Annotated in this window: 12 protein-coding genes; 5 read left to right on the top strand and 7 right to left on the bottom strand. The window is 41.7% G+C overall.

The window, feature by feature from the left end; translation table 11 throughout:
- Positions 1-14 precede the first annotated feature (14 nt).
- The 3 genes from SY85_RS12280 (at position 15) to SY85_RS12270 (ending at position 3,522) form a co-directional block, all read left to right on the top strand.
- Positions 15-695, top strand: a complete 681-nt coding sequence (locus SY85_RS12280; RefSeq protein WP_066404862.1) for a lysoplasmalogenase — start codon at positions 15-17, stop codon at positions 693-695.
- 225 nt (positions 696-920) lie between these two features.
- Positions 921-2,519: an L-aspartate oxidase gene (nadB, locus tag SY85_RS12275; protein ID WP_066404860.1), complete on the top strand. Its 1,599-nt coding sequence runs from the start codon at positions 921-923 to the stop codon at positions 2,517-2,519.
- Positions 2,520-2,643: 124 nt separating this feature from the next.
- A complete protein-coding gene (locus SY85_RS12270; protein WP_066404858.1) occupies positions 2,644-3,522 on the top strand; it encodes a lysophospholipid acyltransferase family protein in 879 nt (292 codons plus the stop codon).
- Between the two features lie 136 nt (positions 3,523-3,658).
- Here SY85_RS12270 and SY85_RS12265 read toward each other — a convergent pair whose 3' ends face one another.
- The 7 genes from SY85_RS12265 to SY85_RS12235 form a co-directional block, all read right to left on the bottom strand.
- Positions 3,659-5,068 (bottom strand): MBL fold metallo-hydrolase, encoded by a 1,410-nt coding sequence (locus SY85_RS12265; protein WP_066409703.1) that lies wholly within the window; start codon positions 5,066-5,068, stop codon positions 3,659-3,661.
- Positions 5,069-5,137: 69 nt separating this feature from the next.
- Positions 5,138-5,467 carry an ArsR/SmtB family transcription factor gene (locus tag SY85_RS12260; protein WP_066404856.1) on the bottom strand — a complete coding sequence of 110 codons (330 nt, stop codon included), beginning with the start codon at positions 5,465-5,467 and terminating at the stop codon, positions 5,138-5,140.
- 71 nt (positions 5,468-5,538) lie between these two features.
- Entirely contained in the window at positions 5,539-6,225 is a 687-nt protein-coding gene (gene tsaB, locus SY85_RS12255) for a tRNA (adenosine(37)-N6)-threonylcarbamoyltransferase complex dimerization subunit type 1 TsaB (protein WP_066404854.1), read from the bottom strand.
- A gap of 48 nt (positions 6,226-6,273) precedes the next feature.
- Positions 6,274-6,774, bottom strand: a complete 501-nt coding sequence (locus tag SY85_RS12250) for a hypothetical protein (protein WP_066404852.1) — start codon at positions 6,772-6,774, stop codon at positions 6,274-6,276.
- A gap of 53 nt (positions 6,775-6,827) precedes the next feature.
- Positions 6,828-9,296 (bottom strand): outer membrane beta-barrel protein, encoded by a 2,469-nt coding sequence (locus SY85_RS12245; protein ID WP_066404850.1) that lies wholly within the window; start codon positions 9,294-9,296, stop codon positions 6,828-6,830.
- A 239-nt stretch (positions 9,297-9,535) separates the two neighbouring features.
- Positions 9,536-9,802: a hypothetical protein gene (locus tag SY85_RS12240; protein ID WP_226999075.1), complete on the bottom strand. Its 267-nt coding sequence runs from the start codon at positions 9,800-9,802 to the stop codon at positions 9,536-9,538.
- Between the two features lie 398 nt (positions 9,803-10,200).
- Complete coding sequence (locus SY85_RS12235; RefSeq protein WP_066404849.1) at positions 10,201-11,010, bottom strand: N-acetylmuramoyl-L-alanine amidase; 810 nt, start codon at positions 11,008-11,010, stop codon at positions 10,201-10,203.
- Between the two features lie 113 nt (positions 11,011-11,123).
- Here SY85_RS12235 and SY85_RS12230 point away from each other — a divergent pair, with 113 nt between their 5' ends.
- Entirely contained in the window at positions 11,124-11,708 is a 585-nt protein-coding gene (locus SY85_RS12230) for a type 1 glutamine amidotransferase domain-containing protein (RefSeq protein WP_066404847.1), read from the top strand.
- 188 nt (positions 11,709-11,896) lie between these two features.
- Complete coding sequence (locus SY85_RS12225) at positions 11,897-12,979, top strand: YciE/YciF ferroxidase family protein (protein WP_066404845.1); 1,083 nt, start codon at positions 11,897-11,899, stop codon at positions 12,977-12,979.
- Positions 12,980-13,167 lie beyond the last annotated feature (188 nt).

Raw genomic sequence — 13,167 nt, 5'->3', positions numbered from 1 at the left:
GCAATAACGGCTATATGAATAAAAAAATCTGGGTAGGCCTTTTTTTCTTAGCGCTCATTAGCGATCTGATTTGTGTGCAATTACAGTTTGAAACACTTCGCTTTGTTACCAAGCCGCTGATTATTCTGTTTCTCATCAACTATTTTATCACCAGTGTACAACTGGTGCCCTCATCTCTGAAATGGTGGGTGGCAGGAGCCTTAGGGTTTTCGTGGTTGGGCGATATATTATTGTTGTTCGAAGACCAATCCGCTCAATTCTTTATACTAGGTCTTTCTGCCTTTTTGATAGCGCATGTTTGTTATATCGTTTTCTTCAATCAGATTCGTAAGGTGGAGAAAATGAAAGGGCAGATCTTGCTCTTCGTTTTTGTGTTGGTTTATTATGCAGCGCTGATACAATTGCTAAGTCCTAAGTTGGGTGATATGAAACTGCCTGTATGGATCTATGGAGCGGTAATCTGCCTGATGTTGTGGCTGGCCTTGCACCTTAATAAAGCTTACCATAGCAATTCAGGTCTTTTTATTATGTTAGGTGCATTACTCTTCGTTTTGTCAGATACCGCCTTAGCAATTAATAAATTCTATCAACATTTTGCAGGTGCAGGTATTGTTATCATGCTTACATATGGGTTGGCACAGTGGTTTATTACTGAGGGGAGCGTCCGTTGGTTGCACAACCAAATGAGGGAATAGGTATAGATAAGCTGTTTTAGCTAACTGTTACTTATGCACATTTCTATTTGCAGGCATGATTCCCTTTTGGAATTTGTTATTTGGAATTTAATCTTTCCTATCCTTCAGATTTCGATATTTCTACTCTTTCGGATTTTCCCCATTACTAGGCGATTCAATTGAAAACAGTATTCGATCATCTATTTATTGCTGTGATGATGGATATTTGTAGACCATATTGTTATAATGAAAACGGATTTCCTAGTTATTGGTTCGGGTATTGCGGGGTTGACCTATGCCTTGAAAGTGGCAAATCATTTTCCAGAAAAGAGAGTGACCATTATTACCAAGGCCTCTGCTGACGAAACCAACACCAAGTATGCACAGGGTGGGGTAGCAGTTGTAAACGATCTGGAAAACGATTCTTTTGAGAAGCATATTGAAGATACTTTAATTGCTGGCGATGGCCTTTGTGATGAAGAGATTGTCGAGATTGTTGTAAAAGAAGGCCCGGCCCGCGTACAGGAGTTGATCAATTGGGGTGCTCGTTTTGATAAAGATGCTGAAGGCGACTATCGTTTGGGAAAAGAAGGTGGCCATTCAGAGTTTCGCATCCTGCACCATAAAGATGTTACAGGGAAAGAAATGGAGCGTGCCTTACTGGAGGCAGCAGAAAAGACGCCGAATATTGAGTTCATCAAGCATTGCTTTGTACTTGATGTAATCACCCAGCATCACCTGGGGTATTTGGTTACCAAGTCTACCCCGGATATAGAATGCTATGGCGTGTATGTTTTAAATACAAACAATTACCGCATTGAAAAAGTATTGTCCAAGGTAACATTATTGGCCACAGGTGGTAATGGGCAAGTGTATCGTACTACCACAAATCCAGCTATTGCTACCGGCGATGGCGTAGCCATGGTTTACCGCGCCAAGGGAAGGATTGAAAACATGGAGTTCATCCAATTTCATCCAACGGCCTTATATGAAGCAGGCAAACGCGGTCAAGCCTTTTTAATAACAGAAGCGGTGCGCGGTGATGGCGGTATCTTGCGCAACCGTGCTGGTGAAGCCTTTATGGAGCGGTATGATGCCCGTAAAGACCTGGCACCACGCGATATAGTAGCCCGTGCTATAGATAATGAAATGAAGATTGGCGGTACCGAACATGTGTACTTGGACTGCCGCCATATGGATATTGAAAAGTTCAAAGAGCACTTTCCTAATATTAATGAGAAATGTCTTTCCATTGGCATCGATGTAACAAAAGACATGATCCCGGTGGCACCAGCAGCGCATTACAGTTGTGGGGGTATCAAAACAGACGAGTGGGGCAGGAGCTCTATTATAAACTTATACGCTTGTGGTGAATGTGCCAGTACGGGTTTACATGGCGCCAATCGATTGGCCTCTAACTCCTTGCTGGAGGCGATGGTTTTTGCACACCGCTGTTATATAGATGCCATAAGTCGCTTTGATCTGATCAAAGATGTACCTGAAATACCCGATTGGAACGCCGAGGGAACATCTGAGCCCAAAGAAATGATCCTGATCACCCAAAGCTTAAAAGAGCTGCAACAGGTGATGAGTGACTATGTAGGGATTGTACGAAATACGGTGCGTTTGCAGCGCGCCATGAAACGTATAGACCTCTTGTTTGAAGAAACGGAAGGACTGTATCAGTCAACTTTTGTATCGCCACAGTTATTGGAGTTACGTAATATGATCACAGTAGGCTATTTGATCACCAAGGGCGCTACCTTCCGTAAAGAAAGCCGTGGCTTACACTATACCACCGATTATCCGGAAAAAGCAGGCCTGGTACAAAATATTGTGCTGTAGAATAGGACCAGAATTATTAAGATTTGCTTAGATTATTCGGAAAAAAGGGGTTGTTTGTTCAACAGTAGTACATTTGCGATTTATTTCCTGAAAAATCCATTCTAATCGGGGAAATCTAGGTTCTATGTATTACCTCCTCTTCGGACTACTGTATTTGGTGTCGTTGTTGCCACTGCGTGTGTTGTTCGTTTTATCCGACATCGTTTACTTCATTATTTATAAAATATTCCGCTATCGTAAGAAGGTAGTGCTGCATAATCTCTCCATTGCCTTCCCCCTTAAGTCAGAGACGGAAAAAGAAGCTATTGCCAGCAAGTTCTACCGAAACTTTACCGACACCTTTATTGAGACAATCAAATATATAAGTGCCTCGCAAGCTTATATTAAGCGCCATTGTGATGGTGATTTCTCCTTGGTACATGATCTATATAAACAAGGTCGTTCCATTCAGGTGCTGGCAGGGCATAACTTTAACTGGGAGCTGGTGAACCTTGCCGTTGCCCCGTCCTTGCCGGGCAAGGTGATGGCGGTATACCTGCCCCTGAACAGCGAGGCTTTTGAGCGGTTGTTCCGCTATATTCGCACCCGCTTTGGAACCATACTAATTAACGCCAAACGGATGAAGGAAGAAATGCTGCCTCACCGTGGTACCCAATATGTCATTGGACTAGTGGCCGACCAATCGCCAGGCGTACCTTCCAGGGCGAATTGGGTACAATTCTTTGGTCGGCCTACCGGCTTTTTGAAAGGGCCCGAAAACGCAGCTCGTCGTAACGATTATCCGGTTGTATTTATTCATTTTACGAAGAAGAAAAGAGGCTTTTACACGGCGCATGCGGAACTGGCAACGGACAATGCTGCAGCCTTGCCGGAAGGGCAGTTAACTAAATTGTATGTGAAATATTTGGAGCGTGTCATGACGGAGCATCCGGAGCTTTGGCTTTGGAGTCATCGGCGCTGGAAGCATGAATGGAAACCTGAATACGGTAAGATCATTGAATAAAAAAGGAGGTTAACTAACCTCCTTTTTTATTTTGCTTTATTGTACTTAAATCAGTAAAAATTAGATAGAAGCTTTTCCGCGTTCAGATTCCAATTTGGAATTTGGGATTTAAACTTTGGAATTTCCCAAACATGTATTAATTCAAAACGCTGCTTTCTTTTACAGTTTGGATCTTTTCCTGCTCCTTGATCTTACTCCAGCCACCTACTACATTGCGTAAGTTGTGAATTCCCTGGCGTTTCAGTAAAGAGGCTGCTATTACACTTCTATAACCACCGGCACAATGCACATAAAGGTTTTGCTCTTCTGCCAATCCACTTATATGTATTGGGTCAATCAGTTCGTTTAGCGGCATATTTACGGCGTCCTTTACATGCCCATCGCCATACTCGGTTGGCTTGCGTACATCTACCACTAAAATATTAGGATCAAAAGGTAAGTCCATGGCCAGTTCATCGGCTTCTACATCAATGATCATATCAATTTCCTCATCACTCGCTTTCCAAGCCTCAAACCCGCCGTCTACATAACCGTCTATTTTTGAAAAACCTACACGAGCTAAGCGAATAATGCTTTCTTTTTCTTTCCCAGGTTCTGTTACCAGTATTATGGGTTGTGTAAAGGACAATAAGCTACCAGCCCATTCTGCAAAACGACCTTCTAGCCCAATGAAAATTGAACCCGGTATAAAGCCTTGTGTAAAAACAGAAGCGTGCCTGGTGTCCAATAGAACTGCGCCGCCTTCTATGGCTTTTTTAACAGCCTCAATAGACAGCGGATGTAATCCTTTTTCTAAAATCTCATCCAAACTATCGTATCCTTCTTTATTGATCTTTGCATTGATGGGGAAGTATTGCGGTGGCTCAGCCAAACCTTCTGTTACGGCCTTTACAAATGCTTCTTTGCTTTCTGCTTTTAAAGCGTAGTTGCTTTTCTTTTCTTCACCAATGGTACTGAAGGTATTAGGACCAAGGTTTTTACCGCAAGAGCTGCCTGGGCCATGCGCTGGGTAAACAATTACATCATCGGCCAAAGGAGTGATTTTGGTCTGCAGGCTGTCGTACATCATACCCGCTAAGTCTTCCATGGTTAGATCAGCACCTTTCTGGGCCAGGTCAGGTCGGCCTACATCCCCTACAAACAACGTGTCGCCGGTGAAAACAGCATGATCTTTACCACTGGCATCTTTCAGCAGGTAACAGCTGGACTCTAATGTATGGCCAGGTGTGTGTAGAACTGAAATAGTAATATCGCCAAGCTTAAATACGTCGCCATCTTTCGCTACATGTACTGGTAATTTGGTCTGAGTTTCCGGGCCATAAATAATGGTAGCACCAGTTACTTTAGCCAGATCCAGGTAGCCACTTACAAAATCAGCGTGGAAATGGGTCTCAAAAATGTATTTGATGGTTGCCTGGCGTTCTGTTGCCAATTGCAAATAAGCATCAATATCGCGAAGCGGGTCAATAATGGCTGCTTCTCCATTGCTTTCTATATAATAGGCGGCTTCACTGATGCAGCCGGTGTAGAGTTGTTTAATGAACATAAAAAAAACTTGTGGGCAAAAATACATTCTTGCGCACAAGTTTAGTAGTATAGAAAGTCAATAGACTAGTTAATTTAACAACTGGCCGGAAAACTCATGTACTTCAGCTAAACGCTCTGCACTTACTGAATAGTAAATGAATTTACCATCACGCAGCGTATTGACAAAGCCTGCTTTACGTAAAATTGCCAAGTGTTGAGAAGCCACCGATTGCTCCAGACGTAATTTTACGTAGATCTCTGTAACAGTCATGCGGTCATGGTCGCAGATCAATTTTAAGATTTGCTGGCGCAACTTATGATTGATCGCTCTTAACACCAAGGCTGCTTTTTTAAGCTGGACAATATCAATTTTTAAGTCCAATTCCGACTGAGTCGATTCAACAAACGCGGTATTCATAGTAACGTCTTTATTAGAATTACTACAAATGTAGAAGTCTCACTTTCGCTCGAAATAATAGAATACTCCAATTAACATTTTTTCTGGATGGACTGCGGAATCTGCGTAGTGAAAAATTCTTTTACATACAAAGGTTCGCTGTATGCCAGATCTGTAAAAGCTTGCCGCTGATAATTGGCTGCTGCCATTGCAATCATATCTTTTGCTGAGAATTCAATTGCAGCAAAATGAGCATTCTTGTTATCAGTCAGTTCTTTCCACTTCTGGCTCCCATTACCAAAAAATGTAATACTGTTATTCTCTAATATGTCTGCAAAACTAGTGGTATCTAAAACACGGTTGTGTGGTGGTAATAGCACCTGTTCATTTTTATCATACACAGCTGTAAATACTTCCATACGGCGTGCATCGATCATAGGACAAAGCAGATCTGTAGTAACCTCTTTTGCAGCAGCTGCCATGATTTCTAATGTACCAAGTGTTATAAGAGGTACTTGTAACGCATAACACAACCCTTTAGCAGTAGCCATGCCTACCCGCAAGCCCGTATATGAGCCGGGGCCAGCGCTAACAGCTATAGCTTGCAGTCGCTGTATTGGCGTAGTGTTTTCTTGCAAAAGGAGGTGTATGGCTTGATGCAACCACGCAGCACTATCTCTTATGTCTTTATTTTCTTTAAAGGCAATCAGCTCCTGGTCTTTTGCCAGGCAAATGGAGGCGCCTTCAACGGCTGTTTCTATATGTAGTATCAAACTCACGCTGGAAAATTACTACAACCTGCTAATACTATTACGTTTTAAACTCGGCTATTGTGATAACTGTGTACAAGCAACTTTTATAAAGGGTTGACCAGTATCAAATTGTAATTTGTTTTTTTGCGTCAAAATCATCTTGCCGTTCTGCTCGCCGAGCTCACCAAAACCCTGTATAAGTGTATCGCCTTTTAGTTTGAACACTACTTCTCGTACTGAGGTCAGGCCTTCTGATTCAAATGTATAATCAGCTATCAGCAGGCTATCTTGTACATAGCCCTTTATAGTACCCGTGTTGTTATCTTTTTCAGCCCAGCGGTAGTTAAGATTACCCATTACTGCGGTGTCTTGCAAGTGTAAGGACAACGTAGCTGTATCTCGCTTTAGTACCATTTTATAACATCCTTCGCGTAAGGCAATGCTGCTGTGAGCAACGGTGTCAATAGCACCGGCATGTATACTCGTTGTACTGTCATTGTTATGGCTATTGGCTTGATTAGAGGATTCATTATTACATGCTACAAACAGCAGTGCATTACATATCCACCATTTCATAAATAAAAGAGGGCTTTTGTGCCCTCCTCTACTATTTAAATTTTATGCCAGTATTATTGATTAGGGCTGCCGCCACCACCTTGTGTACGTTTGTTTTCTTCTTCAGAAGCCGTATTGCGTTGACGCGCTGCTTTTATTTCAGTACTACCAAATCGATAGGTTAGGTTAAGCCGAAACTGGCGGCTTTCCCAGCCACCATTCATGCGCGAGTACTGACCAGCATAGGAGTTAGTGCTACCCCATTTCAGTGTATGCAGAAAATCCGTTACCGTTGCTTTAATAGTGGCTTTCCCTTTTAGCAGTTTCGCTTGTCCGCCTATATCTAATCCACCCATTGCCCAGCTTTTAAAAGTGCCTTGCCAAAGGGAGGGTGTAGAATACCAGCCGCTCAATTCCGCAGACCATATCTCACTTAGCTTCACGCTATTCTGGGCGTACACATTTGCCGCATACACATTTATATCAATGTTGCGGGTAGGGCCGTCGTTGGATTTAAAATGAGAATAGTAGGTGTTTAAATTGATGTAGGAAGTAAGCGCTTTGTACTTAAGATTGTAGCTGAAGTTTAAGCCAACTATATCCTGTGTCGCCAGGTTTTTCTTTGTTAAATAACTCTGCGATTGATTCGTTTCTACTACATCTATTACCTGGGCAAAGACATCGTTCACATGGCTGTACGTAAGTTTAGTGGTTAGCTTCGATTTAAAGGCATGGGTAATGTCAATAATGTTGGTATACTGTGGTTGCAGCAAAGTATTGCCACGCCGAAACGCATATTTATCTAATCTAAACTCAAAAGGATTTAGATCCTGATAGGCCGGTCGATCAATACGACGGCTATACGAAATACTAAATTGATTGTCTGGGTTCTGATTAAGGGTTATTGATGCACTAGGAAAAACATCGGTGTAATTGCGTTTTGTAAGAGAGTCAAAGTATTTATAAGATCCGGTGCCATCTGCATTGTAGTACCATCGCTTACCTGCCGAATGCCCTTCTGCATTTGTGTTTTCAACGCGTAAGCCAACTTGAAACGTAACTTTCTTTATTTGCCGGTTATAGGTTGCATACCCAGCATTAATATTTTCCCGATAATCAAAGTTGTTTTGTCCTTCTGTGAATGGGCCAGAAGGGTGCAGCATATCATATTGATCAAAAGCATTGTCGCTCTTTACAAAAGAAAGCTTGCCACCTAAGCCCACGCGTCCCTTCCATAGGTTCTGATCATAGTCTGCTTTTATAGTGTAAATATCAATGCGACTGGGCGTGTACATATTTTGCAATTCACGACTTAATAATGTATTTGTGGCATACGCATACATATCAGTGGGCTGTAGCTGATTGTTGACAATATGATACCATCCATAATCGGCATCCACATTTAACTCTCGGCCGCTGGTATCATTGTAACGATAATTCAAATTTATATTTACATTGTCGCGGTCAATCTCATTGTTGTTGTTAGCAATCATTATGCGGTCAATGTCCTTAGTAGCCAAGTGAGAAATGAGCGCATTCCCATTGGTACTAAAGTTTTGATCAGCGAGGTTGCCGTTTGTTATAAAGCCAACAGTACTTTTTTTACTGAGAAAATAATCTAAGCCTGCCTTAAAGCCAATGCTATTGTTTTTAAACTGCATGTCATTATGTTGTTGGAAAAGTGAATCAGTTACCGTTTCCCGATACATGTTCATATAGTTGGCATACCGTGCACGGAAGTAATTGAAGTTGCCAAATGTATTGATCTTGGCATTGCGGTGGTTGAGCGACAAACCGCCGTTATACTTAGCATAGGTGCCTATGTTCCATCCTGCATTCACAGAACCATTGGTCCCAAAGCTTTTGTTTTTCTTAAGGCGAATATTAATGATGCCCGCATTACCCGCGGCATCATATTTTGATGAAGGGTTGGTTATAATTTCAATAGCTTCAATCTGTGAAGACTGTAAGGTTTTTAAATAACTAGCCAGGTCTTGGCCAGTAAGGGGCGAAGGTCTTCCGTCAATATAGATCTGCACGCCGTTCTTTCCGCTGAGCGATATGTTGTCGTCCTTGTCTACCATTACACCTGGAGATTTACGTAGCAACTCCAACGCATCATTACCAACAGCATTAATAGTCCCTTCTACATTCAACACCGTCTTATCCGCCTTTACTTCTATCATGGGTCTTGTAGAAGTTACCGTAACACCTTTTAGGGTAGATGCATCTGCTTTTTTTAATGTAATAATAGGAAGTGTAATATCCTTGTTACTTACTGTAATAGAAGATGTATAATAGGGCGTAAACCCGATGTATGAAACATTTACAAGATAGCTACCTGTGTCAGCCATTATAGAAAACCGGCCATCATCTTTTGTGGTGGCAAACTTAAAAGTAGAAGAGTCTTTAATATGTAGTAAAGAAACAGTGGCCCCGCTTACAGGCTTACCACTATCATCATGGATCAGTCCACTTACATGCTGAGCCAATAAAAGCGTAGAACTAAAGAGGCTCAGCAAAACGAGCAGGTGTTTTCTCATAGTTAGCTGCCTTTGGCGGCAAAACTATTACGAAGGAAGGCGTAGTAGAAGTAAATAGGGTTAAACGAATGAGATTTGTGGAAGAATGGTAATAGTATGGGAAATACTTGTCGTAAAATAGCAATAGTGCAGAGTTGCAAATATTCAAAAGATGTATCTACAACTCTGCACTAAAACGACTAAGAATAATTTTATGTCTAACAGTATGTATGTGCGCAAATTTATTGCCTACTAAAACTTTATTGTACAGGCGGTCTGGCATCGTCTTGTGTAGTTTTTACTAATCCAATACCAGTAAAGAAAAAGATACCACCCAATATACCCCAAACAATCAAATTCTTGATTTGATTCCGTGTGCCCTCTGCATCTAAAAATAAAATAGCTGTATAGATTAGCCCAGCAATACCTAATATAGTAAGGATGACTCCAAAAAGCCGCTTAACATTCATAGTTGTTTTTGCTCTAATTAAATACAAAAAGGCTGCCAGTAGAAGTAGTAAATGCATTAAGGATGAGTTTAATCCTGAGCAAGTAGAAGGATGAAGCTGCATGCATAGAAAGAATGGTCAGTGGTAATCGATTACCATTTTTCCATACTTTTTATGCTGTAAACTATAGCTGTAGCATAGTAAAGTCTCAGGTTATAGTTGTAGTGTTCACCTTCCCCTTACCTTTTGCTGTATCCTTGTTCGGGACTTGTTCGGGGCTTCTTCGAGTCGCTTCGAAGAAATCTCGAAGCAATCTCGAAGAAGCCCCGAAGAAAAGACGACTATGGACTTTATAATTCTTAGAAATAGGGTAGAAAAGCCAATTCTTTCCATTTTATCGAAACGGGTTTTATAATGTCAATAAGCGTAACACCCCATTAATAGAATCGCCCGCTATAGGCGGGCGATTGCTTCAGTTATAAATATTTCTTGTAGAGTTGATAAAGCACTTTACGACTGGGCTCAGCCATTACCTTGCTTTCAAGTTGCAGGTATTTACGGTTAAAAGCACCAAAGGTGGCGCTGCTGTCTTTTACATCGTAACCAATAAGGCGTAAGGCCTCCATATGGTTAAAATAGGTGGGTACGGTAACACCGGTTGTGTCGCTCCACCAGTAGCCAAAACCCTTGTCCGCTAACTGTTTCCAAGGGAAGTTAATGTTCGGATCTACTTTTCGGGTAGGAGCTATATCACTATGGCCAATAAAATTGGCTGTAGGAATAGAATATCTCTTCTTCAATGAATCCAACACAACTAAAAGACTGTTGATTTGAGCCGTAGAGAAAGTATCAATACCGTTATTATCTATTTCAATTCCTATAGAGGTAGAATTAATATCATTGATAGCGCCCCATTTTCCAATGCCTCCATGCCAGGCACGCAGATAATCATTTAGCATATGATGAATGATCCCTTCTTTACAAATGACGTAGTGAGCACTAACGCTTGTTGAAGGCATAGTAAAGGTCTTCAACGTTTGGTCGCAACTATTCTGTGCTGTGTGGTGTATAATAACCAGGTTGGGTTTGCGCAGGTTAAAATTAGTAGTGCCTACCCAATCAGGTGCGGTAGCAATAAGCTGTTGAGAAGGGGATTGTCGCAGTTGTTTTGCCAGCGACTTTGCAGATTTTTTATACTGCTTGTTTGTTGATGCGTACGGATTTCGATTGCAACTGCTGCCAATAATAATTACAAGCAGAGTAGTTAGTAGTAAAATGCGTTTCATGGCGTGATTATAAAAAATGATGAAAGTAGTAAAGAATTGAAACTGTTGAGTAGATTTTACAAATGTGCCTACTGGTTTAGTTTTTGAGGCAGGTAAAGGTTAAAATAAAAATTATGGCAAAAGATGTAGCAGGTAAAAAAGTGGCCATCCTTACTGAAAATGGCTTTGAAGAAGTGGAACTGACCGTACCTAAAAAGGCCTTGGAAGATGCTGGTGTCATTGTGCATATTGTTTCTGCACAACCTGAAAAAGTAAAAGCATGGGATCACGATCATTGGAGTATAGAACTACCCGTTGATAAAGCGTTGCAGGATGCCAATCCTGAAGATTATGATGGCTTGTTAGTGCCAGGGGGTGTTATAAATCCAGACCAGATGCGTGGTAAAAAAGAATATGTGGCTTTTGCACAACATTTTCTTGAGCAGGCAAAGCCTTTGTTTGCTATCTGCCATGGTCCGCAGCTATTGATTGAAACAGGAATGGTCTCTTCACGTAAGATGACATCTTACCCTTCTATTAAAACTGATTTGATCAACGCTGGTGCCTTGTGGTTAGATAAAGAAGTTGTTGTGGATAATGGTTTAGTTACCAGCCGTAGTCCCAAAGACCTGGAAGCATTTAATAAAAAGGTGATAGAAGAATTGGGTGAAGGAAAACATGCTACAACAGGGCAGTTCACACACACTGAGAATAAATAGGAAGATTTGAGATTTGCAGTTTGGTATTTGATATTGAAGCAGTCACTTCTTTTGAAGTTAGGTCAATAAGTTTGAAACAAATATTTAGCAGGATAATTTCAAACATCAAACTTCAAATCTCAAATTTTGTATGCCTTACCACGGCATAATTTTTTCCTTAAGTATTCGCAAACGAATAAATACATTTTATGGAAAAGATGACAGATTTAAAAGATCTGCTTAGACATGAGATTAAAGATCTCTATTCTGTGGAAGAACAGATCATAGAGGCTATGCCACAAATGATCGAAAAAGCAAATAATCCACAATTAAAGCAAGGTTTGGAAAGACACCTGCGCATTACCGAAGAGCAATTAAAACGCCTGGATCAAGTAAAAGAGTTAATGGATCAGGATCATCATGAAATACAGGAGCGAAAAAATAGCGGTTTGTTTGCTCGCTTAATGAGACGTCATTCACAGGAAAACGAATCCGATAGCGGAGAGGAAAAATGCTTGGGAATGGAGGGGATCATCAAGGAGAGTAAAAAAATGTTAGCTGAAGAAATGGAGCCATCTGTTTTGGATGCTGCAATTATTGCTTGCGCGCAAAAGATTGAGCATTATGAAATTTGCGGGTATGGCACAGCACGTGCCTATGCGCGTGAGTTGAATTTGGATAAAATAGCTGAGTTGTTAGAGCAAACATTGAACGAAGAGAATGAGGCGGATGATCGCTTAACAGACATGGCTGTTGGCAAGGTTAATAAAGAAGCGGAAATGGGTGATGGGCGTCGTTCCAGCCGTAGCAGCGCCTCATCTTCAAGTCGCAGTAGCAGTCGTACTGCCGCTCCTGGTACGTCTCGTAGTCGTGCCGGCGCAGCTTTGGCTGCCAGCAATAGCCAAAGTGGTGGTGCTTCTTCTGGTCGTGATGCATCCAGAACAAGTCGTTCAACTAGCAGCTCCGGACGCTCTGGATCTTCAACTTCAGGCCGCAGTGCCGGTCGCACAAAGGCAGCAACAAAAACCAGTAGCAGAGGTGGCAGTGCAGCGCCAGCCGGTAAAGCTAGCTCATCTCGCAGTACATCAAAAAGCACAGGTCGCAGCGCCAGCACTGGCAAAACGCGTACGGCAACGGCCACACGTACTAAAAAAGCTGCCACTAAGGTTGCTAGCAAGGCTGCTAGCAAAACTGCTGCAACTAAAGGTGGACGTAGTTCATCTACTAGCCGTACAACCAGTAAGAGTTCCGGCCGTGGTTCCAGCAATGGTAGAAGCAGCGGTCGTCGCTAACCAATTACAACGTCTTTTCAATATCTATATCCGCTCAATCAAGAGCGGATATTTTTTTGCTTAGTCTGTATGGAAAAAATTGGGATTAGTGAAAGAGTAACTCACAATGGAACTACTATTATAATTAAAGGCTGGCCAGGATTTCTGTCGGTTTTCGACATTCCTGGCCAGCCTTTAATTATAAGTTT

This window comes from Flavisolibacter tropicus (assembly GCF_001644645.1).
GTDB classification, from domain to species: Bacteria; Bacteroidota; Bacteroidia; order Chitinophagales; family Chitinophagaceae; genus Flavisolibacter; species Flavisolibacter tropicus.
Note: the sequence above shows the minus strand (reverse complement) of the source record. Positions and strands in the feature narration are given on the sequence as shown.